Source organism: Marinobacter sp. SBS5 (assembly GCF_048285575.1).
In the GTDB taxonomy this organism is placed as follows: Bacteria; Pseudomonadota; Gammaproteobacteria; order Pseudomonadales; family Oleiphilaceae; genus Marinobacter.
Map to the genome: position 1 here is coordinate 487,926 of NZ_JBLWAZ010000003.1, position 24,798 is coordinate 512,723.

General features: G+C 53.6%; 21 protein-coding genes and 4 tRNA genes. 7 read left to right on the forward strand and 18 right to left on the reverse strand.

The features are described 5' to 3' along the window. Nucleotides 1-32: 32 nt before the first annotated feature. From ACNQ6O_RS09365 to ACNQ6O_RS09385, 5 genes are all read right to left on the reverse strand, one after another. Complete coding sequence (locus ACNQ6O_RS09365) at nucleotides 33-1,469, reverse strand: sigma-54-dependent transcriptional regulator (RefSeq protein ID WP_418052960.1); 1,437 nt, start codon at nucleotides 1,467-1,469, stop codon at nucleotides 33-35. 22 nt (nucleotides 1,470-1,491) lie between these two features. Further along, nucleotides 1,492-2,730 (reverse strand): sensor histidine kinase, encoded by a 1,239-nt coding sequence (locus tag ACNQ6O_RS09370; RefSeq protein ID WP_418052961.1) that lies wholly within the window; start codon nucleotides 2,728-2,730, stop codon nucleotides 1,492-1,494. Between the two features lie 205 nt (nucleotides 2,731-2,935). Beyond that, nucleotides 2,936-4,384 (reverse strand): sigma-54 dependent transcriptional regulator, encoded by a 1,449-nt coding sequence (locus ACNQ6O_RS09375; protein ID WP_418052962.1) that lies wholly within the window; start codon nucleotides 4,382-4,384, stop codon nucleotides 2,936-2,938. 106 nt (nucleotides 4,385-4,490) lie between these two features. Continuing rightward, nucleotides 4,491-4,820, reverse strand: a complete 330-nt coding sequence (locus ACNQ6O_RS09380) for an SOS cell division inhibitor (RefSeq protein ID WP_418052963.1) — start codon at nucleotides 4,818-4,820, stop codon at nucleotides 4,491-4,493. Between the two features lie 92 nt (nucleotides 4,821-4,912). Beyond that, complete coding sequence (locus ACNQ6O_RS09385) at nucleotides 4,913-6,271, reverse strand: DUF1329 domain-containing protein (RefSeq protein ID WP_418052964.1); 1,359 nt, start codon at nucleotides 6,269-6,271, stop codon at nucleotides 4,913-4,915. A gap of 225 nt (nucleotides 6,272-6,496) precedes the next feature. On the opposite strand from ACNQ6O_RS09385, the gene ACNQ6O_RS09390 reads away from it, so the two are divergent. Next, on the forward strand, nucleotides 6,497-6,976 hold the full coding sequence (locus ACNQ6O_RS09390) for a DUF6586 family protein (RefSeq protein ID WP_418052965.1): 480 nt from the start codon (nucleotides 6,497-6,499) through the stop codon (nucleotides 6,974-6,976). Between the two features lie 62 nt (nucleotides 6,977-7,038). Continuing rightward, on the forward strand, nucleotides 7,039-7,299 hold the full coding sequence (locus ACNQ6O_RS09395) for a hypothetical protein (RefSeq protein ID WP_418052966.1): 261 nt from the start codon (nucleotides 7,039-7,041) through the stop codon (nucleotides 7,297-7,299). Between the two features lie 7 nt (nucleotides 7,300-7,306). Here ACNQ6O_RS09395 and ACNQ6O_RS09400 read toward each other — a convergent pair whose 3' ends face one another. Further along, the gene (locus ACNQ6O_RS09400; protein ID WP_418052967.1) at nucleotides 7,307-7,786 is read right to left on the reverse strand and encodes a cell division inhibitor SulA; all 480 of its coding nucleotides are present in this window, start codon (nucleotides 7,784-7,786) and stop codon (nucleotides 7,307-7,309) included. Between the two features lie 42 nt (nucleotides 7,787-7,828). Next, complete coding sequence (gene lexA / locus ACNQ6O_RS09405) at nucleotides 7,829-8,437, reverse strand: transcriptional repressor LexA (RefSeq protein WP_418052968.1); 609 nt, start codon at nucleotides 8,435-8,437, stop codon at nucleotides 7,829-7,831. A 170-nt stretch (nucleotides 8,438-8,607) separates the two neighbouring features. On the opposite strand from lexA, the gene ACNQ6O_RS09410 reads away from it, so the two are divergent. From ACNQ6O_RS09410 to ACNQ6O_RS09420, 3 genes are read left to right on the forward strand one after another with little or no spacing between them, the layout of a single operon-like run. After that, nucleotides 8,608-9,609 carry an amidoligase family protein gene (locus ACNQ6O_RS09410; protein WP_418052969.1) on the forward strand — a complete coding sequence of 334 codons (1,002 nt, stop codon included), beginning with the start codon at nucleotides 8,608-8,610 and terminating at the stop codon, nucleotides 9,607-9,609. Beyond that, nucleotides 9,602-10,357 carry a gamma-glutamyl-gamma-aminobutyrate hydrolase family protein gene (locus tag ACNQ6O_RS09415; protein WP_418052970.1) on the forward strand — a complete coding sequence of 252 codons (756 nt, stop codon included), beginning with the start codon at nucleotides 9,602-9,604 and terminating at the stop codon, nucleotides 10,355-10,357. Before ACNQ6O_RS09410 ends, ACNQ6O_RS09415 begins: the two co-directional genes overlap by 8 nt. Beyond that, on the forward strand, nucleotides 10,348-11,040 hold the full coding sequence (locus tag ACNQ6O_RS09420; protein WP_418052971.1) for an SIMPL domain-containing protein: 693 nt from the start codon (nucleotides 10,348-10,350) through the stop codon (nucleotides 11,038-11,040). Before ACNQ6O_RS09415 ends, ACNQ6O_RS09420 begins: the two co-directional genes overlap by 10 nt. A 6-nt stretch (nucleotides 11,041-11,046) precedes the next feature. Here ACNQ6O_RS09420 and ACNQ6O_RS09425 read toward each other — a convergent pair whose 3' ends face one another. Continuing rightward, nucleotides 11,047-14,820 carry a translocation/assembly module TamB domain-containing protein gene (locus ACNQ6O_RS09425; RefSeq protein ID WP_418052972.1) on the reverse strand — a complete coding sequence of 1,258 codons (3,774 nt, stop codon included), beginning with the start codon at nucleotides 14,818-14,820 and terminating at the stop codon, nucleotides 11,047-11,049. Next, nucleotides 14,817-16,529, reverse strand: coding sequence for an autotransporter assembly complex protein TamA (locus ACNQ6O_RS09430; RefSeq protein ID WP_418053372.1), 1,713 nt, complete (start codon nucleotides 16,527-16,529; stop codon nucleotides 14,817-14,819). The genes ACNQ6O_RS09425 and ACNQ6O_RS09430 overlap by 4 nt, the downstream gene beginning before the upstream one ends. Nucleotides 16,530-16,790: 261 nt before the next feature. Between ACNQ6O_RS09430 and ACNQ6O_RS09435 the strand changes: the two genes are divergently transcribed. Continuing rightward, nucleotides 16,791-17,798: a hypothetical protein gene (locus ACNQ6O_RS09435; RefSeq protein ID WP_418052973.1), complete on the forward strand. Its 1,008-nt coding sequence runs from the start codon at nucleotides 16,791-16,793 to the stop codon at nucleotides 17,796-17,798. Nucleotides 17,799-17,820: 22 nt separating this feature from the next. On the opposite strand, the gene ACNQ6O_RS09440 is transcribed toward ACNQ6O_RS09435, so the two are convergent. The 3 genes from ACNQ6O_RS09440 to ACNQ6O_RS09450 all read right to left on the reverse strand — a co-directional run bounded on the left by ACNQ6O_RS09440 (nucleotide 17,821) and on the right by ACNQ6O_RS09450 (nucleotide 20,304). Then, the gene (locus ACNQ6O_RS09440) at nucleotides 17,821-18,717 is read right to left on the reverse strand and encodes a DMT family transporter (RefSeq protein WP_418052974.1); all 897 of its coding nucleotides are present in this window, start codon (nucleotides 18,715-18,717) and stop codon (nucleotides 17,821-17,823) included. Between the two features lie 93 nt (nucleotides 18,718-18,810). Then, nucleotides 18,811-18,887: transfer RNA gene (locus tag ACNQ6O_RS09445), tRNA-Met, on the reverse strand. Between the two features lie 97 nt (nucleotides 18,888-18,984). Then, nucleotides 18,985-20,304 carry an acetyl-CoA C-acetyltransferase gene (locus ACNQ6O_RS09450; RefSeq protein ID WP_418052975.1) on the reverse strand — a complete coding sequence of 440 codons (1,320 nt, stop codon included), beginning with the start codon at nucleotides 20,302-20,304 and terminating at the stop codon, nucleotides 18,985-18,987. A gap of 185 nt (nucleotides 20,305-20,489) precedes the next feature. Between ACNQ6O_RS09450 and ACNQ6O_RS09455 the strand changes: the two genes are divergently transcribed. Further along, nucleotides 20,490-21,896 carry a 3-oxoacyl-ACP reductase gene (locus ACNQ6O_RS09455; RefSeq protein WP_418052976.1) on the forward strand — a complete coding sequence of 469 codons (1,407 nt, stop codon included), beginning with the start codon at nucleotides 20,490-20,492 and terminating at the stop codon, nucleotides 21,894-21,896. Nucleotides 21,897-22,017: 121 nt separating this feature from the next. On the opposite strand, the gene ACNQ6O_RS09460 is transcribed toward ACNQ6O_RS09455, so the two are convergent. From ACNQ6O_RS09460 to ACNQ6O_RS09485, 6 genes are all read right to left on the reverse strand, one after another. Then, nucleotides 22,018-22,093: transfer RNA gene (locus ACNQ6O_RS09460), tRNA-Val, on the reverse strand. A gap of 7 nt (nucleotides 22,094-22,100) precedes the next feature. Beyond that, a tRNA-Asp gene (locus ACNQ6O_RS09465) sits at nucleotides 22,101-22,177 on the reverse strand. 63 nt (nucleotides 22,178-22,240) lie between these two features. Next, a tRNA-Val gene (locus tag ACNQ6O_RS09470) sits at nucleotides 22,241-22,316 on the reverse strand. Between the two features lie 193 nt (nucleotides 22,317-22,509). After that, nucleotides 22,510-22,749: a hypothetical protein gene (locus tag ACNQ6O_RS09475; protein ID WP_418052977.1), complete on the reverse strand. Its 240-nt coding sequence runs from the start codon at nucleotides 22,747-22,749 to the stop codon at nucleotides 22,510-22,512. Between the two features lie 47 nt (nucleotides 22,750-22,796). After that, nucleotides 22,797-23,657 (reverse strand): DUF2846 domain-containing protein, encoded by an 861-nt coding sequence (locus tag ACNQ6O_RS09480; protein ID WP_418052978.1) that lies wholly within the window; start codon nucleotides 23,655-23,657, stop codon nucleotides 22,797-22,799. 125 nt (nucleotides 23,658-23,782) lie between these two features. Next, nucleotides 23,783-24,733 carry a hypothetical protein gene (locus ACNQ6O_RS09485; protein ID WP_418052979.1) on the reverse strand — a complete coding sequence of 317 codons (951 nt, stop codon included), beginning with the start codon at nucleotides 24,731-24,733 and terminating at the stop codon, nucleotides 23,783-23,785. Nucleotides 24,734-24,798 lie beyond the last annotated feature (65 nt).

The following is a 24,798-nucleotide window of genomic DNA, read 5'->3' on the forward strand; positions in this document are numbered from 1 at the left end:
GAAGGAGTTAACACGAAGAAAAGAAAAGCGCCTCAGGCCAAGGCCAGCTCAGCCTCAAGATCAATACCGGCATCACGCATCTGGGCCAGCTTGTAGCGCAGGGTGCGTGGACTAATACCTAATTGCTCGGCCGCACGGTTTCGGCGGCCGCCCTCATTTTTCAAGGCCTGGATAATCATACGAAACTCTTGCTGACGCAGATCGCCACCCAAAGAGCCTTGCGTATCGCCGGCCTGACCTAAGGCCTCCGGTGTCACATCATTTTGCGCTGAACACTCAACGGAGGGGACCGGTCCATCTTGGTTTGCAACCGGCTGCGAGAACTCGGCAGCCCCGGTAATACCCATCTCCAAACATAAGTCGCCGGCGTGAATCACATTACCTTGATGCAGAACCAGTGCACGCTGGAGCGCATTATCCAATTCACGCACGTTGCCCGGCCAGCTATAGCTGGTCAGTGCCTGGCGGGCATCATCGGCAAAGCTAATACCGGTAAGCTTCATCTTCCGGCAATGCTTCTTCAGGATCGATTTCGCCAACGGCATGATGTCTAGCGGCCGTTCACGCAATGGCTGCCAACGCATAGGAAACACCGTCAAACGATAGTACAAGTCTTCGCGGAACTTACCCTCGCGAACATAGTCACCAAGATCGCGATTGGTGGTAGCCAGCACCCGCACATCTAAAGGAATGGTCTTGCGCCCACCAACACGTTCTACTTCCCGCTCCTGCAAGACTCGCAGCAATTTGGACTGCAAGCCGAGCTCCATTTCCGAAATTTCGTCCAGCAGTATAGTGCCACCGTTCGCCTGCTCAAATTTGCCCGGTGAAGTCGCAACAGCGCCAGTGAAGGCACCTTTTTCATGACCGAACAGGATGGCTTCCAGCATATTCTCTGGAATGGCCGCGCAGTTAATAGCAACAAACGGCTTGTCTGCGCGGGGGGATTGCTCGTGAATAAAGCGCGCCAGCACCTCTTTACCGGTGCCACTTTCACCCGAAATCATCACGGTGGAATCACTGGCTGCCACCTTGGTGGCGAGCTGGAACATGCGCTTACTGACTGGATCTTCCGCAATCGGTTGGTCACCGGACGCTTGGCGCGCTCCGCCTACAACCTTACTGACGGCCTCAACCAACACCTGCGGCTCGAACGGCTTCACAAGGTAATCGATTGCACCAGACTGCATGGCGGAAACCGCATGACTTATCTGACCGTACGCCGTAATCAGCATCATCGGCAACCCTGGGTACAAGCGCTGCACTTCAGCCAACAACTCGTGGCCGGACAGCCCCGGCATGTTGACGTCGCTGATCACCATATCAACCGGCGTGCGTGCCAAACTGGCGAGCGCCTCATCAGCATTAGCCGCCTCACAAACCCGATATCGGGCCAGCTCAAGCGTGGTTACCAGCGCTTCTCTAAGATCCCGGTCATCTTCCACAATGAGAATATGAGCCTTTGCCATGATTGATGCCTCCACCTATTCTTTAAGCCCGACCGGCCAACGTTGGTAGCCGAACAATTGCAACTGCCCCACCCTGACCCGCAGATTGGATCGAAAACTCACCACGGTGGGCCTTAACCACTGCCTGAACCACTGCCAAGCCCAACCCCGTACCGTGGGATTTGGTGGTGTAAAAAGCTTCCATCATTTTGTGCGCCAGCTCAGGCTCGAAGCCCGGCCCGTTATCCTGCACTCGAATTTCCAAACCCTCCGCCGAGGTTACAAGATGCAACGATACGTCCGTCGCGCCCGCCTCCAGACTGTTATTAACCAAATTCGTGCAGGCACCTACCAAGGCATCACGGTTGCACATCAAACTGCACGGTTCACCAATACTCTTAGTCACCGACACCGAGATACCCGCGTCGAGTTTTAAGCCATCAACGGCCGCCTCTAGCGCGCCACTCAATGTATCGACGGGAAGCTCTTCCGCCAGACGGGTTTCTCCTCTCGCGAAGATCAGCATGTCCCTGACCTGGTGCTCGAGATGATTGAGGCGCGACATGAGGCGAGAGGCGCAGCGTTGGCGCAACTCTTCATCAATATCAGGCTGCCCAAGGTGGCCGCCGTACAGAATGGCAGCGGACAGTGGTGTTCGAATCTGGTGTGCCAGCGAAGCAACCATTTTGCCCATGGCAGACAAACGTTGAGCGTGTGCCAACTGCGACTGAAGCTGGCGGGTTTCGGTGAGATCCGTGAGCAGAATCAGCTGACCCGGCTGGTTATCCATGGTCCGTATTTCAATACTGACCCGACGACCATCTTTCAATGACACCTCATGACCATCGTCACTACGAGGCGAAAAGCACCGCCTGATCACATCAACCCAACGCTCACCATCCAATGGCTCGCCCAAAAGAGCGAGCGCCGCCGGATTGCACTGGCTAACCACGCCGCGCTCGTCCAACACCACCACACCGGCAGGCAGGGCTTTCAGAAGGGTAGATAGACGGTCCGCCAGCTGCTCTTTCTCTTCCAGTTCTTGTTGACGCTGCCGAGACTCCTGAGAGAGCTCACCGGACAGCTGGTTCACTCGAGACTCAAGCGTTCTATAGGAATCGGTGATCTGGCGAGACATTTGGTTAAACAGATCCAGAGCCGAACCTACCGCCTCGTCGCCCTGCTTGGGAAACAACGACGTGACCTTATCATTCACATCCGCGGCAGCATTAGGAGCTGTTTCGGACTGAACTGATTCGACAACAAACTGTACCTGACTCATAACTTCCCCCTGAGACCGGCCTATCGGCCAGAACACCCGGATGATTCATTTAGAGTCAGTTATGCCAGGACTGTGCCAGGTTAATTTTTTTCTTATATTTCAAATAGAAAGGCTATTAAAAAAGAAGATGTGACGATTTTTCGTCGCTTATTGAGCGGAGCGATGCCAAAGGATCCAATCCTTTGACACCATTCCAAGAAGGGAATCAGGACTCTGCGGCGTCGTCCCGGAGGCCATACTTACGTACTTTTTCGACCAACGTTGTCCGGCGAATGCGAAGCTTCTCGGCCGCTCTTGCCACCACACCGGAGGCTTCATCCAAGGCCTGCTGAATAAGCTGCCGCTCCAAGCTGGACAGGTAATCCTTAAGATCAATACCGTTCACCGGAAGCAATGCCGGAGAGTCGAGCCCCACCAAACCCGGGATGGCGGACGGCATGCCGGTATCCTCTACCGGGCGATTCTCGTCGTAATCGTCCACGTAGCGAAACTTCTTCGGCAACTCTTGCACGCCGATCACGCCGTAAGGGTGCATTATCGCAAGCCGTTCAACCAGGTTCGCCAGCTCCCTGACGTTGCCTGGCCAGTCGTGCCGACACAAGCTCATGATCGCCGCCGAGTTCATTCTGAGAGAGCCTCGCTTCTCCTTTTCCATTCTGGAGATCAGCTCGTTGATCAACAACGGAAGGTCTTCAACGCGCTCTCTCAGAGCCGGCATTTCGATGGGGAATACGTTCAGGCGATAATAAAGATCTTCGCGAAACTCCCCTGCCTCAATCATGTCCTCGAGATTCTTGTGGGTAGCGGCAATAATGCGGACATCAGCTGACTGAGTCCGGTTACTGCCTACCCGCTCGAAGGTGCGCTCCTGCAGCACTCGCAAAATTTTGACCTGCATATTGAGCGGCATGTCGCCGATCTCATCCAGAAACAGGGTTCCACCTTCGGCAAGCTCGAAGCGGCCGACGCGAGCCGTAATCGCTCCCGTAAAGGCACCCTTTTCATGGCCGAATAGCTCACTCTCCAACAGCTCTGCGGGAATCGCGCCACAGTTGACCGGCACGAACGGCTTGTCCCGGCGCGAGGAGTGATAGTGCAAGTTGCGAGCGACGACCTCTTTACCTGTCCCTGATTCACCCGTGATTAAAACGCTAACGTCTTTATCCGCCACCTGCTCCATCAACTGGCGAACCTGTTGCACGCGCCGACTGGTCCCCACCAAACTGCGGAACAGCTGAACACCCCGTTGCATGCCGCGATCCAAAGTACGACTAAACTGATCACGGTATATCTGCGCGCGATACAACGAATCGACGAACTTGGTGTAGTTCAGCGGCCATTCCATGTGCGCAATCAACCGCGAAGCATGTTCTTCCGGCAACTGTGTCGCATCGAGCTCACCCACGAGAAGAATAGGCAGCCCCCGTGTTGCTTCACAAACGGAAGCGATCACGGTCTTGGCACTTCTATCTTCACCATGAACCACCGCAACGGATGCATTGTCTATCTGGTCCGCCTCGCCACTCTGCAAAAGCGCCATAGCCTCGTCACCGGCAACAATCTGCTCTTCACCGACAAACTCCAGAATGGTGATTAGATCACGTCGTCTGGCTTCGTCGTCGCTGAGCACCAGCACTTTGTTATTTTGAGGCATTCACGAAGATCTCTGTCGAAGGATTTGAGCCGTATTTAAGACTGTCTTCGGCCCGGAGTCAATTTTATGACACTTCTGCCGGTTCTTACCTAAACAAAACCAGAAATTACTTAGAACGGTTGGTGGAAACGTTGGCGTATGTCGCCGCTGCATTGCGGTTTTGATTAACACCTTGCAGCGATTCTCGAGCTTCATCCCGAGCTTTCGCAGCGCCCTGCCCCGCAGCTTCAACAAACCGGTTGAGAGCCTCCAAACGCTGCTTGACCTGCGTAGGTGACACCGCCCCTCGCTCCATTGCATCCATTAAAGGATCAACAACGGGTTTAACCTGTTGATTGAGAACTATGAGTGCATCCCAATCTTCAGCATTGAGTGCCGCTTCAAGCTGTTCGTGTAATGAATCGAGATCTGCCAGGAGAACATCTGGATTAGCCACCACTAGGTCACCTATAGAGTTGATGCGAGCGCGATCTGGCGAAACCAGCAATGCAGCCGCTGCCCGGCTGGGTAGCGGCTTGGGGTAGTCATTTACCGGCGGGCCGCCCGGCGGGCAGCAGAAGCTGTAAATTCGTTTCGACGATACCCTGGTGCAAAATCGTAAGCCGGGTAGCCGTCATCCAGACCATCAATGTAATAACGCTGAGCCTTGAGATCGTACGTCATTTCCATAGTAGTCCAGAACACGGGTTGACTGTAATAGCTGATGTTGTGCGCTTCGGAAACACGCCATAGCTCGCCTTTGTCGTTGTATTCCTCTGATGCCAGGATCTGCCAACTGTCCTCATCGATGTAAAACACTCGGCGAGCGTAAATGTGCTGGATACCCGTCCGGCGTTTCGCTTCTACCACCCAAACCCGATGCAGCTCATAACGGGCCAGCTCCTGGTTAATGTGGTTAGCGCGAATCACGTCATCCGGGCGAACATCGCCATCGTGAAGTTTGTAGGCGTTGTACGGCACCAGCAGTTCACGCTTGCCCTTCAGCTCCCAGTCATACTGATTCGGGGCACCGTTGTACATATCTTTTTGATCCACTGACCGCAACGACGAAGAGTTCGGCAGATCCGTTTCATATGCCAGGTTTGGCGAACGACGCAGGCGGCGGGAACCGGAATCATAGCGCCACGCCAAGCGAGGTGAACGCACCTGATCCAGAGTCTCATGCACGAGGGTGATGGTACCGGCCAGAGTGCTGGGCGCTAAGGTATCTGTTTTAAGGAAGAAAATTTTGTTATCGATGTCGGCAAGATCTGCCCCCGGCCGGCTATACGCAAAGTAATAATCGTACTGATTAACCACCGGGTTGAATGAACCATCTCGCTGGGGCGTTGCTGAGCCACTTCGGAATGAGACCTCTTCTCCCCGATACCTAAGGATATGATTCCAGATCACTTCCAACCCGTTTTTCGGAATCGGGAAAGGACTGGTCATAATGGTATCGCGAACCCCGTTACCATTATCCAGTAACTCGGCATTCAAGGCATTCTCGTAAGATTTTTGGTAAACCTCTTCGGGAAATGCAGCCGTGCGCCGAGTTTTATAGACCGGCATAAAAAAGTTGGGGCCATACTGCTCAAGCATTTGAACATGCCCGTCCGTGAGCTTGTCTCGGTACAGATCCAGATTTTCCCGGGTTACAACGAACAGCGGCTCATCGTCAGGAAAGGGATTCTCTTCAACCGTTCCCTTTTTCCAATTCGCTGGAGGTGTTACCAAACCACCCTGCCAAGCAGGAATAGTACCGGCGTTGTTGGCGGCCCTCACCGCGCCAACCGGTGTCAATTCGCTCTTTAACCGTTTCGCTTCCTCTAGAGCCACCTTGGCCCACGCGGAACCAGACACACTCAACGCAGCAACAGTGACCGCTGCTAACAATCGGCTTCGCATCCCTTAATCTCCAACAATGATCTTATGAGCATCCATGAATTGCTCCAAGTGGCCCTTTTTGCCAAATTCAAACGCTTGTTTCAAGGGATTCTTTGTAGCTTCTTGTGTCTAAGTACCAAACAGATCAGGAGGAAAAGCCTGATTAAAAATGATACACTGAGCGGCTAATTTTGTTGAATCGGTTTAATCCTGCGCAGGGCAACTATGGCGTCTCAATGGTATTCAATGACTTCCCAAAAACTGTATCTGGCCAAGATATTACTCTCACAGCTGGAGCAACCCATTGAGCAAGCTCAAGTTAACCCCCAAAGCGCAATCCTGAAAGAGGCTATAACCCAAGGCATTATCGAGCTTATGCTTCGGGCGCGAAGCGCTTTGGTGGTCATGATTGCGCAGCACCATCAGCAGAAAGATGCAGAACCACTATCACTCGATGAGCTCAAAACCAGAATCCCCTATGAGACCCAAGATCTCGAGGATTTGGAAACGCTGCAATACACACCATCCAGCTGGTGGAATCATCTTGCACAACTTGAAAAAGCACTGAAGCAGCCGCCGGCGCCGAAAAAGACGGTATCCGCGGACAACATCATTGCTATTTCAACAGAGGATGTAGCAGATCGCTCAGCCAAGAGTTTAAGAGAAACCCTGACAGCCATGACGGATTTTGCCCGAGCCGTAGAAGATAGACACAACGAGTGGTAATCACAGCCCAGAACCACTGAGTACAACCCACGAACAAATTGCACCAAGCAAAGGCCTAAAGAATGTCACCATCGTTTTTTGAGATCGTTGAACTGCCTAACGGCGACTACGCCTTACGTCGCGTTGATGACGATGCAGCACCACTGGTCCGCATATCTTTCTCCCCCGAAGCGAAGGAAATGATGGCCGACCGGGACATGAGCATCGCAAAAGCCATGATAGCGGCAGGCATCGAGGCTACTGGAACGATTTCTGAAGAAGTTGACTGGGGAGACGAGGAGGGCGAACTTGGCGACGCCCAACCTCACTACACACTGCACTAATCGACACTCACCTCTGGCGCAGCACAACTCCGTGACTGTTCCCCTTCGCGGATGCCTTTTGAAGCGATTCAAAGGCAGAGCGCGCCAGCTTGTTGGTCCACAACACAACCGCATGGCAGGTGCCAGCACCCAACGCCAACTCAGCCAGCTGTTGGGCCGGAATTTCAGGTGTTGAGCGCAGTACCAGAATTTCACCAGTAACGATGCCATGCATATTTTGCCACTTCCCTACCAATGAATGAGGTGGATCTATCCAGGCCAACCAACGTTTTTCCTGGTTCAGTTGGGTCAACATTGGCAACAGTAGCTGAAAGTTCTCAACCTGGCCTTCCGGCAATATGATCTCGGTAACGTTACCCCGAAAATCAGCCTGCCCCGATGCCGAGCGGCGAGGCTCAGGTCGACGGTAACGCGATGAAGCTGCATGCGCCGAGACCACTGCCGCGGGTTGAAACGCCATATTATGATTGAAGCTCAACTGTTCCATCACTCACCTACCTGCGTTATTCACGTGTCGACTTTCAAGCTATCAGTGCAACTCTGAGCGCCGAATGACACCAACACCCAACCCTTCGATAAAGAGTTCCTGCTCAGCCAGATCGACTTCGATGGGGCTAAATTCTTCATTCTCGGCAATCAGCCAAACTTTATTGCCTTCCTTACGGAACCGTTTAACGGTGACCTCATCGCCCACACGGGCGATAACAATCTGACCGTTTTGAACGTCTTGAGTCCGGTGCACCGCCAGCAAGTCGCCATCCATGATGCCGATATCTTTCATACTCATTCCTCGCACACGCAGCAAATAATCCGCTTTCGGTGAAAAGAAGCTTGGTTGGAGCGCACAATGATCTTCGACATGCTCCTGCGCCAGAATCGGGCTACCGGCAGCCACTTGACCGATAACCGGCAAACCCAGATCAGGCTCGGCTTCTGGCAGACGTATTCCGCGACTCGCCCCTGGCACCATTTCTATCGCACCCTTTCGCGCCAGAGCTCTCAAATGCTCCTCAGCAGCATTTGCCGAACGAAAACCCAGTTCAGCCGCAATTTCGGCGCGGGTTGGCGGATAGCCAGTCTCATCAAGATAACGCCGGATAATATCCAGTACTTGGGACTGCCTGGCGGTTAGTTTCATGTTGGGACACTCCAGATAATGATGACTGGTTGTTTATACAGTGATTTGACTATATACAGTGTTTTATCCAGTGTAAAGTCTGCGTTCGAACATTTATGGACAGTAACGGGAAACGACATACCCCTGTGTTATGGTTATGCATAAAGTCTTCAAAGGAACTCCGACATACTATGAGCTCTTCAAAACTCAGCAATATGCCCGTTAACAGCCACACTGCAGATGGAAGCGAACGAAAGGTTGGTGTAGAAATCGAGCTATCCGGGCTTAGTTATGATGCACTTATAGAGCATGCCAGTCGGTTGCTTGGTGGCGACCCCGAGCTCCAGTCCCGTTATGTAACCAGCCTCAAAACAGAGGATGGAGATTATACGATCGAGCTGGATTCAGACCCAATCAAAGACCTCAACTTTGCCGATGAAGGCCTGCCAACCTCCATTCGGGAGCTCGCCTCCCACGCTATGGATGCCATCGATTTTGCCGCCGAGAAAATAGTACCTCTGGAAATCGTTGGTCCACCTCTACCAATGTCCAAACTGCCTATCATGGAAACACTGGTGGACGAACTGCGCGACTTGGGCGCGTTGGGTAGCCGGGAAGCGATCTATTTTGCCTTCGGCCTGCAGCTCAACCCTGAACTGCCGGATTTGGAGCCGGGCACGATCGTTCGCTACTTGCAGGCATTCGCAGCACTGTATGAATGGCTCAAATCCCGACATCAAATCGATATCAGTCGTAAATTCACCACGTATATCGAGCCTTGGAGCAACAAATACACCGAGAAGCTCATGCGGGATGACTACGCACCGGACCTAAAAGGTTTGATGAGAGACTATCTTGACAGCAACCCAACCCGTAACCGAGCATTAGACTTGCTCCCATTATTCGCCCATCTCGATGCGGACTTACTGGCAGAATATGTTCGAGACCCCCGTATCAAGAGCCGTCCAACGTTGCATTATCGGTTACCGGACTGCGATATCGACAACCCAAACTGGCATTTTTCCAGTGTTTGGAACGACTGGGTGGTGTTGGAGCAATTAGCGAATAACGCAAACGACTTGGCGGCCCTTCGTAAAAAGTTCCGAGACTCTCAAGAACTCAGCTTCCACAATCTGACCCATTCCTGGACCGAAACCACTCATCAATGGCTCCAAGAACGCGGTTATGTCTGATAGAGAAACCGAAATGGAAATTCCGGGGCTGACTATCGGCATTAGTGGGCCTGCACGACGCAGCCTTGCGCAGAGGCTAATCAGCCTTGGCCTGAGGCTGTCAGGAGCCCGCACTCACTACATACGCCCCGGCTCGCGTATTAACGTAGCCTTGCTGGATGGGCTCGTGCTCTCAGGTGGCACCCATGTGCACCCCGAGCGTTACGGTCAACAACCGCAAGTGACCGCCAAATACAACACGAAAAGGGATGACACCGATTACCATTTATTAGAACAAGCTGAGGCTATCGGCATTCCAGTACTCGGTATTTGCCGGGGTGCTCAATTCATCAATATTTTTCACGGCGGCTCTCTGTGCCAGAACGTAACCCCCCTTCGAGTGAAGACACGGCACCGCCCTTTGTTGTTGCCACTACAAACCGTGAGACTGGTGCTCGGTAGTCGGCTTGCAGCCTTAATGCCCAGCTTGAAGATCGGCGCCAACCGAATTCACAGCCAGGCCATCAAACGCCTTGGCCGTGGGCTGAGAGTGACCGCCGTAGACAACGATCTGTTTGTTCAGGCTGTTGAGAGCACGGGAAAGCAATGGTTAATGGGCGTTCAATGGCACCCCGAATACCTGCTTTATCACCCCGGCCACCGACGTATTTTTAGCCGCTTTGTTGACGCGGCCTGTGAACGAAAACTTCAGCGCCTCGAAAACGAGAGCGCCCAATGGACTGACGAAGGAGACCTTTCATGTCACTGAAGAAACCTAATATTGCCTTGGCAGCAGCATTGTTCGCCTGCACCCTCACTCCAGTGACGGCATCCGCCGGTGAAGTGAGCCTGAGTGGAGAAGGCATTGTCACCTACATCCCCGACAGTGCTCGTCTGCGCTTCACCGCCAGCGCTGAACATAGTCGGCCCGAAAAAGCCTCACAGCAAGTTGGGGAGAAGATGGTGCAGTGGCGAAAAGGCATTCGCAATATCCAAAACCAGCTTGAGGATTACTCCGATGCGGAAGTAAACCTGTACACCCGCAACTTGCCTATTCAGGAGAGGGGGCAAAAGCCGGAGCAAATGGCGGTCGCTAGCCAGACCGTGAGCTTCACGATCAGCGACCTTGAACTGCTGAACCCACTGCTGGAAGAAGCCCAGAAGCTGGGGCTTCAGTATCAACTTGGCGGAAACCAGTTCTTTCACTCCAATGAGCAGAAGCTGCAACAGAAAGCACTTGGTCTCGCCATCGAAGACGCCAAAGCCCAATGCGCCTTTGTCGCAAAACAACTCGACAAAAGCTGTGGTGACGTTGTGACCATCAACGTTAACAGTGGTCACCGCCCTGTTCCAATGATGATGTCTTCAGAGCGGTCAGCCGAGGGCACGGTATCCAGCGTTGGCCCCCAGGAAATCCGCGCGAACGTCAACGCCACCTTCGAGCTGGACTAAAGCCCGTTAGAAATCCCGCGTGTAGAAAATATCCAGTGAAGCGGCCAATCCGCTGGCCGCTTCCAAATAGAAGTACCGACCCAGATCGTACCGCAAAGCCACTGTGGTGATGGGTTCGAAGATGCCCACACCATAACGAATGCTCAGCTCGTCAGTGATGTAGCCGCTGGCAACGACGGAGGCCTGATCACCCGAGCCTTCCGCTTCAAGAAGCAGATTTTTAATGCCCAGCTCGTTACCAATGCCCTGAGTGAACTCACTGGTTTGCGTGAGGCCCAGTGAAATGGCAGCAGCGCTCATCTGACCATCGTCGCTACCTCCACGTGGTGGCCTGCCAAGTATTACGTAGGAGAGCGCATCGCTCTGAGGCATGGATGGTTCAGAGAACACTTCCGTTTCCGGGGCACTTATGGGTCCGCTCAGCCTGATCCCAGCCACAACCGTATCCACTTCTCGAACCGCTTCGATGTCCAGATAGGGTTCTGTCAGCGCGCCCACAAACACCACTCGTGCCCTGCGAAGATCCAAATCCTGGCCATAGGCTTCGTAACGGCCATTCATCAAACGCAATGCGCCCCGGGTATCCATGTTATTTCCGATTCTCAGTGTTCCCTCGAGATTCCCTGTCAGACCAAAAGCATCGAGCGTCACCTCGTCTTCGCCGACCACCACCACAATGTCCATCAGCATGGTTCGAATCGCCGGCTCTTCGCGCTCAACACCGACAATCACTTCATCTGCTGACACCGACACGGCTGATTTGGGCAGCGCCTTCACTTCAATACGACCTCTGGGCACATCAACACGGCCCGATACCGATAGTTCACCACTCCGGAAACGAATATTCAGATCAGGGTCTACTTCTACTGAGGCGTATGGCTCGAAGCTCATGGGTAGCCGGTTGCCGCTTATGTTCAGCGTCAGCTCCGGCTCTTGCTGCCAATCTATGCGCCCCGATAGCTGCCCTTTACTACGGTCATTACTCTGCCAGTGGCCGCTGATGTCTGCGGAATACCCCAAAAACTCAAGTACCAGCACCACGTCGTCCATGGGCATCGGTAGTTTAGGGTCGTAAATGCGCCCTTTGGAAAGCGAGAGCTCTCCGGTGACTCGAGGTTTTAGCAGCGGCCCGGCCAGCTGCCCTTCGCCGTTAACCTGGCCTGCAACCTCTTCAAGGCCTGAGAATGCAGAAACAAATGCGAGATCCAGGTCATTGAGTTTAAACGTCCCGTCAACTGTGCGTTCGTCCGCTAACGGATCAATCGCCATATGAGTCGTAAACGATCCTAACTCCGGGCCTTTCAGCGCAACCGTAAGATCCGCAAGGTCAGGCTTTAGCAGTGCTTCCAAGGTAAGCGTTTGATGGCTGAGCTTTTCCCAGTCATCAAGCACCAGAAATTCAAAAGCGCCCCCACCCGCATCAATACTGATCCGACCATCCGGACCTGCATCTGTCATGGACACTTCGATATTGGCATCCAACAACGCAGTCCAACGGAAGGTTTCCGGGAACAACGGCTCCAAAGCAAGCGTGGGGAACCGGATTATTTGATACGAAATGCGGGGGTCTGGCCAAAGCCGCTGGTCATCCGCGCAAACCGAACTGTCCTCCCAACGCCAACAGTGAGTTCCCAAATTCAGCCGCCCCTCGGCGCTGTATGCAAGCTCTGCACGCTGATCCAACACCCAGAGCTGACCGGGGCCAGGAACATCAATTTCGCCGCGGGTTAGAGCCCCGTTCCAGCTGGCGAACTCATCACCCATACTGCCGACAAAATCCAGCAACAACGATACTTCGGGATGGCTCGCCACCAAAGAAAGGGAGTGATTACTCTGTGTTCCCTTGGCAGAAAACGTCACCTCGTCCAATGTCTGGCCGGATGCCGAGATGTGTTTGGCCACCAGAGTGGCGTCCAATGCGCCACCGGTCGCTAAGTCAGCCTTCACCCCCAGGCTTTTGATTTGCAGCAGCTCTTGCCAGGCTATCTTCTGCGCCTCAAGACTGAGCTTCGCTTTCGGGTTCTGCACGGTACCTGCAGCCGTCAAGTTTGCAGTCAAAGCCCCACTAAGCCCGGGCACAAAAAGTTCTGGCTGAGGCAGCAACACCGCCAGATCAGCGCCTATACCCGCCCCATAATGACCATATCCAGTTACCCGGTTTTCGCCGACAGCAACCAGAAGATCCGTCAGCTTCCAGTCGGCACCATCGCCGACTAAATTGCCTTTTGCTTTGGCAGGCTGCTGTTGCCATTTACCCGCCAAATCCCAGTCGGCCGACATCTGAGGCAACCCGCTGCTCTGGAGCTGCCCCTGACTATTAACCTGCCCATTCAAACTGGACTCCAAGACGGGCAACCAATACCCCGGATTAAACTTGTCCAGCACCAATGCGGCCTGCCACGACAGGGGGCCAGAAAACCCTAACTTTGCTTGCCCGGTCAGAGAGCCCGCGCCGGTTGTCATGTCTAGCCGGCTAATGGACAGGGACTCCAAATCGCCATTCATACTCGCCGCTAGCTCCGCAGCACCCTGGGGCCCGCTAACCCGCGCGTCCAAGTCAGCCTCGTATTTGCCACCTTGATAACTTGCCTGCGCCTGAAGCTTTTCCAGTAGGACGGGCAGAGCCTGCATATCGGGCAGCAAGCCGTACCAGGGAAAAACATCAAGATTAATATCAGCGTTAGCTTTGAGGCCATCGATCCAAGAGACATAACCTGACGCATCAAAGGTGCCCGGCTCCTTACGATTGTTAGATGCTGGGCCGGAAAGAGAAAGATTCAGGTCTGATGCAGCTTCGGTGGTAACCCGCCCGTCCAGAGCAAGCCGGATATCCCCGGTCGTTCCAGGCAATACAGCCCGGGACTTTGTTACAAAGCCGTTGGCCAATGAGCCATTCAGGGCCAGAACCCATTGTTTTAACCGAAGCGTTGGAGGCAAACTGTCGTGCGCCAAAAATGCCGGCGATTCAACAGTGAGCCGTGCTGGTAGCCTGGTATCCAACGGCTCCACGAAGCCCTTCACATTGGCGTCAAGGTAGCCATCACTCCGCCCTGCAAGCCTCAACTCCCTCACACTGCCGGCAAGATTCAACTCGATGAGCCAGGAATCACCCGAGGGCGGAGGTAGCTCAGCCATTAGATTGAGATCGACAGGCCAATCCCTGCGCATTTCCGCCCAACCATTAGCACTTAATCGAATGTCGCCCAGTACATAGGAGGCATGGTCAATTTGAAGGCTGGAACCGGAAGCGCTCGTCTTTAGCTCGACACGATCCCAGATTGTGCTGCCATTAACGGTCAAAGTTCCAAGATCAACATCGCTCACATTCAAAGCCAGCGGCAAATTGATCGTTGGCAGGTTGATGTCGCCGCCCTTAGCTTCTTCACTCTCAGAGGGCTGAACCGTGACATCGATACTGGCGGCCTTTAGTGTGTCGAGGCAAACCGTCAGTTCGAACAGACAAGTTGGCGACCAATCCACCTCCGGTTTCCGAACCAAAACGCCGACACCGTAGCCTTGCCATTCCAGATGATCAGCCTGCCACTGGCCCAGTAACGAACCTTTACCCGCCTCGGTCTGTAGGCCCGGAATCTTCTCCAACGTCCACGCAGTACCCTTGTCCGTGTTCAATGCGGCCAGAACCAAGCCGATGAGCACGATAGGCAACAGCAGAATGACCGCAAAAACAATCAACACCCAAAACCACCAGCGCCGGCGCAGGGGTACTTTGGCCGCTTCTGGCGGATCTTGATGATCAGGGTTCACAGCATGCTCAGTCACAGCTCCGGCCCCATAGAAAAATGGACTCGCCAGCCGCCGCCCAAAGATTCATTCAGACCTTCGGCAAAGTCGAGCCTTAACGGCCCGACCGGGCTTACCCATCGAATACCAACACCAACGCCGGTAGCCAAAGGATCAAATATATCGTTCACAGCGTTGCCTTCATCAATAAATGCAGCCACCCGCCAATTCTGTGTAAATTCATACTGATATTCAGCACTGCCTACCACCAGATAGCGGCCACCAACCGCGACGCCCGTCTCCCCTTTAGGGGATAAAGTTTCGTAGGCATAACCGCGAACGGTTTGATCACCACCCGCAAAAAACCGTAAAGACGGTGGCACATCTGAAAACCTGTTAGTAGCAACGCCACCAAAATTAAAGCGGGCCAAAAAACGGTGATTGTCGGCCAAGGTATAGAGCCCGCGGGCCAAAAAATTAACATGCAGAATATCGGCATCTGACACAACCGCACGGTGCGCACCGGTCACGTCAACTTGCAGGCGGTAACCTTGAGACGGATCCAAGGGAGAGTCAGAGTGGAGTTTGGAGTAACCGATGCTCGGTAACATCAGGCTTGAGGTGTCCTCAACTTCCTTGCCAATGGTGTACCGTTCCCCTTCCCAGCGAATCCCCAACACCTGCATCCAGCCATTATCTAACTGGTGGCGCCACTGCTGCCCCACCGTCAAACGCTCGGAGTCCACGTCCTCAATCTGCTCTCGCTGATAACCAGTGCTGAGCCGAATCGAGTCTGTCATTGGAGGGTCGAGAGGCAGTTCGTACCAGCCTGAGATACTCTGGCGCAGCTCTGAAACTTCCGTGTCGAAACCACGGCGATGCCCCATGGGATTGGTATAGTGCTCCCGCCAATTACCTCGGAAACGCGGCCCCACATCGGTGGAAAAACCGACACCGAGGGCCAAAGAACGACGGTCTCTAGGGGTAAGGCCGATGGTCACCGGTATGACCCTATCCTCCGCGCTGTTAGGCGAAGAATCGACATCAACCCCGGAAAAGTAGCCACTGTTAGAAAGATCGCTGCTGAGCTTGGCGACCTTTCCTGCGTGAAAAGGGTCGCCGGGCTCAAACGTCACAAAGCGATCCAGCAGATCCTGATCAAACCCATGCCCTTCCAGAAAGGTAACCGGCCCCAAGCGATAGCGGTCTCCCGAACGAAAACTCAAGTTGATGTCAGCCGCTTTCTCAACTGGGTCAACCTTTAACTCACGAGCCTCAAACTCCCCATCAAAGTATCCGAGCCGACCGGCTCTGTTCTGTATGCTTTGGCGAAGACTATCGTATTGACCATGATTGAGCACATCGCCGACCTTCGGCTGCTCGGGCAACTGACTCACGAATTCCTGATCATCTTTCCCGGGGCCATCAATATTCACATTACGCTGTCGAACTCGAACGGGCTCCCCGGGAATCACCGTTAACTCCAGCTCGGCAGCGCCGTCATCAACTTCATTTACCTTCCAGGTGACCTTCGGACTGTAATAGCCCAACGCACGAACAGCTTCCTTCACCTGCCCTACTGCTGTGGGTGCATAACGCCGCAAACCGTCAGCGGTGCGGCCCTCTACTTCGCCCACAAAAATGCGAGCATTGTCCTCCAAGGCATCGTGATCGCCTTCCACCTCCACCTTAACCTGGCTCGCCATCACCACCGAGGAACAGCAGAACGCCAACAGCCCAACGCCCATGCAGGTGACTTGTTTTCGGAAAAAAGGTGGCAGCATACGGTGTACCGGCATCCCAACCAGATTGTTTGATGAAACTCGAGACTAGAATCGTGAGTTTACCGGTCCCCCGACACGCGTGCTATGCCTCGCATGCCAAATACCAAGGGTATTTCGTTGGTTTAACGGCCCACTAAGCCCACTTGGAAGGTCGTCCCTTGAACCTAAATAGGCTACCCTGTCAGAGACTTAGATTGGTTCCGGCCCCATCTACAGGTAACGAGAATGCTCAGAATCAACCGCGAAAACCTGAAATCCAGCCACCAAATGTTCTGGTTCCTCGTCGATTTTCTGATGCTGGGCCTGCTGATCATCAACCTCGCTTTTATTATTTGGGACTCCATCTATAACTTTATCGCCGTACAGAACCTCCTGAAAGACTACCTGCCGGCGGTACAGACAGCTTACAACCCTGTTCACGAGCGGTTTATCTTCTACGATATGATTTTCGTGAGTATTTTCCTGACTGAATTCGTCATTCGGTGGGGGTACTCCGTTAAAGCGAAGGTTTATGACCGCTGGTACTTCTATCCCTTTATTCACTGGTACGATCTGGTTGGCTGCATCCCGATTGGCAGCTTTCGTTTTCTGCGCGTGCTACGGATTATTTCCATCGGATACCGGCTCCAGCAATACAAGATCATCGATTTCACAAACACCAAGATCTACAGATTCCTTGCGTTCTATTTTGATGCTTTTATGGAGGAGCTTTCGGACCGCATCGTTATCAAGGTGCTCACAGGCGTACAGCATGAGATCGAGCAAGGCTCTCCGCTGTTTGACAGAATCCAGAACGACATTTTGTATCCGAGGCGAGAAATGCTCTCGGACTGGATATCAGACCGCGTCGCGCAAGCGGCACAGCAGGGCTACATGCCCAACCGAGGCGCGTTACGTGCGTACCTGGAGCATCGAGTAGATAATGCGTTAAAACAGAATCTCGAACTGTCTCGCTTGAAGTACCTGCCTGTTGTCGGCCCTACGATTCAGGACACCCTAGAGAATGCGGTGGGCGATATCGTGGCCAACGTGATTCACCAGATTCTGAACGACCTGGCCTCTTCCACCAATCACGCCTTCATCGAAGATATCGTGAACGTCCTCTTGCCCGACCCAAATACAACCGAAGAAGAAGACAGCAACCAAGAGGCACTGATCACGCTGATTTACGAAATCATCGATGCCATCAAAGGCCAGGTGCGGGTGAAGCATTGGCGAAAAAACCTGCCATAGGGCAACTGCGTTGCGGGCCTGTTTACGATGCTTCCAGGACCGGGTTCAAGGCTTTTACTGCCCCAGCTCTCCTCTGAGACACCACTGCCTGAGCCACGCCAGAAAAAATAATGAGAGCGCTCCCTGCCAACTGCAAAGCGCTCAAACTTTGCCCGAACAGAACCCACCCCAACCCGACAACGGTAATAGGTTCCAAGTACGCCAAAGTGCCAAAGGTCGCGGCCGGAAGCGCCCTCAGCGCCACAACAGCAAGCATAATCGCCAAGAAACCGGGAACCACACCAGCCGCAACCAACCAGCCCCACTGATTCACACCGATGCTCTCACTGTGCTGGAGCATTAAAGGCAGCATACACAGTGCCCCCGCCAGCATTTGATAACCGCTTCGAGTCAGCACATGCACTTGTTCATGAATAAGTCGATTGGTCAGCATAAAGGCCGCATAGCACACCATCGCGCACATCGCATAGAAAAGACCAAGAACCTCTTCGCCCCGCCCTGACACATTAAAATTGAACTCCAACATCATGGCGAAACCAAACAGAGCCACCACAATCAAGGCCGCACTGACCCCCGAGAGCCGCTCGCCCATAAAAAAATGAGCAATGACAGAGGCGGAGACGGGCGCCAAATACAACAACATGATTGCATTCGCCATGCTGGTGTAGCCCATGGCCATCACGTAAAAGACAACAAAACCCGCAAGAAACCCGCCGGTGACCAGCACCTTGAAGCCGGGCCAGGTGACTATTTTGTTCTTCTGGCCCGTGACAAGCAGAAAAGCCGCCATTAGCAGCGCGCCAATGAGCAGGCGATAAAAGGTCACCGTTTCTGCGCTAACGCCCGCATAGACAGCAATCGCGCCTATGGTACCCATGAAGACCGCTGAGAACGCTGCTGCCAGTATGTACACGCCCATCCCATTTCTCCCAAACGCAAAAAGGCAGACCAGTAGGTTACTGGTCTGCCTTTCGAAACAAGAAAAGCCGGCATAAGCCGGCTTTTCTATATATGGTAGCGGGGGCTGGATTCGAACCAACGACCTTCGGGTTATGAGCCCGACGAGCTACCAGACTGCTCCACCCCGCATCAAACTGGTTGTTAACCAAGTCGCCCTGATCAACGTGGCGCGAATAATACGAGCTGAAGCGCCCTATGTCAAAGGGAATTACAACATTCCTTAAATTTAGCGCTCCAGAATGGCAGTAACACCCTGTCCACCTGCGGCACAGATGGAGATCAAACCACGGCCGCTTCCCTTCTCTTCCAGCAATTTCGCCAGAGTAGAAACGATGCGTCCGCCAGTGGCCGCAAACGGGTGCCCTGTCGCCAGACTGGAGCCTTTAACGTTCATCTTCGAACGGTCGATGCTGCCCAGCGGCTTATCCAGACCAAGGCGCTCTTTACAGAAAACCGGATCTTCCCATGCCTTCAGAGTTGATAGAACCTGGGCGGCAAAGGCCTCGTGAATTTCGTAGAAATCGAAATCCTGAAGCGTCAGACCCGCCTTTTCCAGCATACGCGGTACAGCATAGGCCGGAGCCATCAACAGGCCTTCTTTCTTATCCACGAAATCAACAGCGGCAACCTCAGAAAAGGTCAGCCATGCCCGGACTTCCAGACCATTCTCTTTGGCCCACTCTTCACTGGCCAGCAACACGCAAGACGCCCCATCCGTCAACGCGGTACTGTTAGCTGCGGTCATGGTGCCGTTTTCACGATCAAAGCACGGCTTCAGTGTGGCCAGTTTTTCAAGCGTAGTATCTGGGCGCAGGATGTTGTCCTTATCCAGACCCGCCAGTGGCGTGATCAAATCCTCAAAGAAACCTTCTTCGTAGGCTTTTGCCAGCTTTTGATGACTCTCATACGCCAGCTGGTCTTGATCTTCGCGCGCAATGCTCCACTCTTTCGCGGTAATCTGGCAGTGATCACCCATGGACAGACCAGTGCGCGGCTCACCGTTGGTCGGAATTTCCGGAGCCAGATGACTCGGGCGGAAACGGGTCAGGATTTTCAGGCGCTCTTTGGCAGTCTTGGCACGATTCAGGTCGAGCAGAATTTCACGCAGGCCTTCACCTACACCGATGGGCGCGTCAGAGGTGGTATCTGTGCCACCGGCAATACCGCACTCGATCTGACCCAAGGCAATCTTGTTGGCCACTAGAATGGCGGCTTCAAGGCCCGTTCCACACGCCTGCTGGATGTCATACGCCGACGTTTCAGGTGCCAGACCAGAACTGAGAACCGCTTCACGGGTCAGGTTGAAATCGCGAGAGTGCTTGATGACCGCACCGGCAACCACCTCACCCAAGCGCTTACCCTGCAAGTCATACCGATCAACAAGGCCACGCAAGCAAGAAGTCAGCATTTCTTGATTGCTGATCTTGCTGTACGCCGTGTTGGATCGGGCGAACGGCGTACGGTTGCCACCAATGACTGCAACGCGACGGATGCCCGTGTTCGCAGTAGCGGCTTTTGACTTGGAGCTTTTCTTGGCCTGTGCCATAACAAAGTGTCCTTAATATCGATGAGTAGTCGGATAGTTTGACGTTAGGATGAAGTCTATCGATAAACTGGCTTGTCTCATTGGCAAGTCTGACAACGCCAACACGGGGTTCAGTCAATCCAATAGACTGAAGAATCCTTACCCTTTAAGCCATTCTCTGAATAAACTCATTACAGGAAGCACCTATGTCAGACCTCTACCTTAAACTCGTTAATACCCCGGTCGGTAAATCTGCAGCTCAGTCTCTCGGCTTGCCATCACCCAACCCACTGAAGCGACTAAAGCGCGTAGACCAGCCTTATATCGAAGGCGATGTGCTGGTTGCAGCGGGTTCCGGTGCTAAAGCCATTTCCACTTTGGGTGCAATTCTGGGTGCCAGCCCTGCCAATGTGTTCCACGCAACAGGCTTGGACACTCTTGATGAATCCTCAAAAGTGGGCAATAAAGCGGAAGCCCTGGATATCACCGGCGAACTGAACGGCAAATTTTCCGCTCTGGTTTTCGACGCAACCGGCCTGAAAACCCCACAGGAACTGCGTGCGCTGTACGATTTCTTCCACCCGACCATCCGCAAGCTGGCCGCCAACGGGCGCATTCTGGTGATCGGTCAAGACCCACATACCTGCCGCAAAGCACCGCAAGCCGCCGCCCAACAATCGCTTGAAGGGTTTGTCCGAGCGATGGGTAAAGAAATTGGCAAAAAAGGCGCCACAGCTAACTTGATCTGGATGGCTCCTAACGCCGAAAACCAGCTCGACTCCAGCGTGCGCTTCTTCCTGTCGCCTCGTTCGGCCTACGTTTCAGGCCAGTTCGTTCGCATCGGAAAAGCCGACATTGCGAAAGCCACCAACCCGGTAGCCCCACTCGCCGGCAAGGTTGCTCTGGTAACCGGCGCTTCTCGCGGTATCGGCGCGTCCATCGCGGAAACCCTGTCTCGTGATGGCGCCACCGTCATTGGCCTGGATATCCCGCAAGCACTGGAAGAGCTGAAAAAGGTAACCGACGCCATCAAAGGCAAGGCTCTGGCATGCGACATTACTGACGAAAAAGCGCCTAAGCTGATCGCAGATTTCATTGCCAAAGAAACAGGCGGGGTAGACTACGTCGTTCACAACGCCGGCATTACCCGCGACAAAACCCTAGGCAATATGCCCGAGCACTTCTGGGACATGACCATTGCCGTCAACTTGACCGCTGAAGAGCTTATCGACGAAGAGTTGATGCACCGTAGCCTGCTGAACGAGAACGGCCGTATTGTATGCATCTCCTCCATCAGCGGCATTGCCGGCAACTTTGGCCAGACCAACTACTCCTGCGCCAAGAGCGGCGTAATAGGATACGTTGAAGCCATGGCCAAGCAGCTCAAGGATGGCATCACCATCAACGCGATCGCACCAGGCTTTATCGAAACGCAAATGACGGCCGCCATGCCCTTCACCATCCGTGAAGCCGGTCGCCGCATGAACAGCCTGTCTCAGGGCGGCCAGCCCATCGATGTAGCCGAAGCCATTGCGTGGTACTGCAACCCAGCCTCTGCTGGCGTTACCGGTAACGTTGTGCGGGTTTGTGGCCAGTCTTTGATTGGCAAGTAAAGCTCGATAGGCAAATCAAAGCCGGGCGACGAACGTCCCCCGGCTTTTTTTGTGGGCACGTCGAAAGTTTCCTGAAGGCAAAAAAAAAGCAGATCCGATTGGATCTGCTTTTCTTCAAATCTGGTGGGTGGTACTGGGATCGAACCAGTGACCCTCGCCTTGTAAGGGCGATGCTCTCCCAGCTGAGCTAACCACCCGAAAAAGTGGCGGAGCGGACGGGACTCGAACCCGCGACCCCCGGCGTGACAGGCCGGTATTCTAACCAACTGAACTACCGCTCCGCATGACTCAGCCTATTCGGCTAAATCGGGTGCCAGAAACTCGTCTGGCTTACTGCTTAAAAGTGGTGGGTGGTACTGGGATCGAACCAGTGACCCTCGCCTTGTAAGGGCGATGCTCTCCCAGCTGAGCTAACCACCCACTTCGAGGCTTTACTGTTCTTCAAGCCTTAAGCAGTCACTTGTGCACCCTTAGCGCTTGCTGATTCAGCGTTGCTGTCTCAACTCAAGTGAGATGCGCATTTTAAGCATTTCTTTCGCGGTGTCAAACGTTTTCCAGAAAATTTCTGAAGTTTTTCTTAACACCCTCAAAACCGCGCACTTATTAACCAAAATCAGCGACTTGAACCGGACACACTCTCATTATTGCCCCTCTGCCCGGCCTGCTCCCCCTTTGTTCGCAAAGACAAATCACTAACCTTCGCCTTTCGCGCGTCCGGGACCGACTGAGACGCCAAAGCCCCATTCAACGCATCCAGCTTGCCTTTCACGTCCTGCCAAGCCTTATCAACATGAGGCGTGATTCTTGAGGCAACACTCTCAACCTGCGTGAACAATTTGTTTTTGAATGACATTGCTCCCTCGCTCACTGAAAACCACCCTCAGTGTAGTCACTCAGCCCTCAAAAAATCCACCAGCCTCCACCAGATTCTGCTTCCTTACGACGCTCGCGTTCTTGTTCGAGTTGAGCGTACTGGTGATCAAGCTCTTGCAACTTTCGGTCGCTTTCCAGAGGCTCCGTCGGACCACCCCCAAACGGCCAGTACCACGAAGCCGACTCATACTTCCCCTGCGTCTTTAAACGCTCGATCTCCAGCTCCCGCTCTTCTTCAAGTACCGCCTTTCGTTTTTCATAATCGGCGTCCTGATTGTCCTCCACGATAGACGCGGCGGCGTGATTCGGAGCCAACAGGTCACTGTTCAGAAACAGCGTGGAAACAATCTCACCGGACTTCATCGCGTAGCTTCGAGTCACTAACTGCAAATCACCGGAAGCCAGCGGATCATCAGGATCGAGTTCGGGGTGCAGCTCGTTAGGTTCGGTGAGCTCGTTGTAGCGCAGGTAATAAATCTTGCCTGACTCAACATTCAACATGGCGTCTGCAATCAAACTAAGACTGAACGAACCCAGCCCCTCAAGCCCCAGCAGAGGGCGACGCATAGCGATGTGCCGTTCACCGGGCGCGACTTCAAGCCATGTGAAGCTGTTATTGCGGATATTGAAATAGTGATGGTCGTCTATGTAGACACTGGGCGCTTCAATTTCATCGCCCGCCCATTCAGAGTCAGTGCGGTAGAAATAGAGCAGCGCGTTATTTTGGTCCCACTCATCGGTATCAATATGCACGAAGTTGTGACCCGACACCGGGTGCAAGAAACCACCTACACTCTTACCGATAGATTGGTACACCGTACAACCGGATAACGCCACCATACAGCAAAGCACGGCGGCGCTCTTAACGAAAGGCACTCGGATTCTCATTGTTTTCACTCTTCATCCCTTTTCGAGTTGCCTGATCATATCAACTGCTACTCGAGAGAAATGAGAGCTACCGCAAGGGATGAATACAAACCGTTACATTCACCCCTTCCCCCTGCTCGCCCCGGTTACTGCCGAGCAGCTCCGGATCGAAGTTGATTCACTTCCTCGGACAAGCGCACCAAACGGGAAGTCAGCTGCGCTCTCGAAGCATCGATAGCCGCGACCGCTTGCTTCAACTCAGAAAGCTGCGCCTTCATCGCACGAACGTCTCGAGCATCGGCTTGCGAGCCCACCTGTTTTTCCAGCGCGGCAATCCGGCCTTCCAAGCCATCAATACCCAGTTTCTGCTCCTGCTCAAACCGCTTTATACGGCCATCTACCAGAGGCCCGACTCCGTCCACCTTCTTCCCAAGCGACGCCACTTGCTTTTCCACGGCCTGATCCGCCTGTTCAAGAGCCATAACCGCACCCTTCAATCGTTCGCTCAACTGAGCCACATCGCCCGCAATGCCGGTGCGAATCTGCTCCATTCGGGAGTCTAGGTCTCCAGCAGCCTTCCCTGCAACGGCCACCCTCTCATCAAGAGAGGTAATCTGCCGCTGTTGTTCATTCAGCCTCTGCTTGTTTTTTTCGTTCGCGATCACCCAAAGCTTTCGAATCTCACTATCCACCGAATCCAGGCGTTTTTCATTCCCCGAAATTTGCTGCTCTAAACGCGCTCCCCGCTCCTGTAACGACTCGCCCGTTTCGGAAAGCTCACCCTCAAAGCGCGCCAGCGCCAGATTGCTCTGCCGGGCCCAATAGTCCGCATCCTGAAGCTGACCTTCGAGCACCTGAATACGCTGCTCTTGCAGATACCAACCCGCTCCGGTCGCTACAGCAACAATCACTAACAGCACCCAAACCAAAGCAGATCCGCCACCAACGCTTCCGCTATCTTTAGCGGGCTTTGGCGGCTTGGCGCTCTTTAACGGCTTCTCTTGTTTCATTTTTGGCTTTTCAAGCTCTCTCGGCTCGGCACCACCAAAAGGTTCGTCAGCTCTTAGCTCATCGTCATCTGGACGAATGGGTTCCATTACAACTCCTGAATACAGAGGGTTTAAAAAGAAGATTAGATAATACGCTCGCCAAACAAAACGTT

Coding starts and splice junctions, on each gene's coding strand:
- ACNQ6O_RS09365 (WP_418052960.1), bottom strand. CDS start 1,469: ATGGCAAAGGCTCATATTCTCATTGTGGAAGATGACCGGGATCTTAGA.
- ACNQ6O_RS09370 (WP_418052961.1), bottom strand. CDS start 2,730: ATGAGTCAGGTACAGTTTGTTGTCGAATCAGTTCAGTCCGAAACAGCT.
- ACNQ6O_RS09375 (WP_418052962.1), bottom strand. CDS start 4,384: ATGCCTCAAAATAACAAAGTGCTGGTGCTCAGCGACGACGAAGCCAGA.
- ACNQ6O_RS09385 (WP_418052964.1), bottom strand. CDS start 6,271: ATGCGAAGCCGATTGTTAGCAGCGGTCACTGTTGCTGCGTTGAGTGTG.
- ACNQ6O_RS09390 (WP_418052965.1), top strand. CDS start 6,497: ATGACTTCCCAAAAACTGTATCTGGCCAAGATATTACTCTCACAGCTG.
- ACNQ6O_RS09395 (WP_418052966.1), top strand. CDS start 7,039: ATGTCACCATCGTTTTTTGAGATCGTTGAACTGCCTAACGGCGACTAC.
- ACNQ6O_RS09400 (WP_418052967.1), bottom strand. CDS start 7,786: ATGGAACAGTTGAGCTTCAATCATAATATGGCGTTTCAACCCGCGGCA.
- lexA (WP_418052968.1), bottom strand. CDS start 8,437: ATGAAACTAACCGCCAGGCAGTCCCAAGTACTGGATATTATCCGGCGT.
- ACNQ6O_RS09410 (WP_418052969.1), top strand. CDS start 8,608: ATGAGCTCTTCAAAACTCAGCAATATGCCCGTTAACAGCCACACTGCA.
- ACNQ6O_RS09415 (WP_418052970.1), top strand. CDS start 9,602: ATGTCTGATAGAGAAACCGAAATGGAAATTCCGGGGCTGACTATCGGC.
- ACNQ6O_RS09420 (WP_418052971.1), top strand. CDS start 10,348: ATGTCACTGAAGAAACCTAATATTGCCTTGGCAGCAGCATTGTTCGCC.
- ACNQ6O_RS09430 (WP_418053372.1), bottom strand. CDS start 16,529: ATGGGCGTTGGGCTGTTGGCGTTCTGCTGTTCCTCGGTGGTGATGGCG.
- ACNQ6O_RS09435 (WP_418052973.1), top strand. CDS start 16,791: ATGCTCAGAATCAACCGCGAAAACCTGAAATCCAGCCACCAAATGTTC.
- ACNQ6O_RS09440 (WP_418052974.1), bottom strand. CDS start 18,717: ATGGGCGTGTACATACTGGCAGCAGCGTTCTCAGCGGTCTTCATGGGT.
- ACNQ6O_RS09450 (WP_418052975.1), bottom strand. CDS start 20,304: ATGGCACAGGCCAAGAAAAGCTCCAAGTCAAAAGCCGCTACTGCGAAC.
- ACNQ6O_RS09455 (WP_418052976.1), top strand. CDS start 20,490: ATGTCAGACCTCTACCTTAAACTCGTTAATACCCCGGTCGGTAAATCT.
- ACNQ6O_RS09475 (WP_418052977.1), bottom strand. CDS start 22,749: ATGTCATTCAAAAACAAATTGTTCACGCAGGTTGAGAGTGTTGCCTCA.
- ACNQ6O_RS09480 (WP_418052978.1), bottom strand. CDS start 23,657: ATGAGAATCCGAGTGCCTTTCGTTAAGAGCGCCGCCGTGCTTTGCTGT.
- ACNQ6O_RS09485 (WP_418052979.1), bottom strand. CDS start 24,733: ATGGAACCCATTCGTCCAGATGACGATGAGCTAAGAGCTGACGAACCT.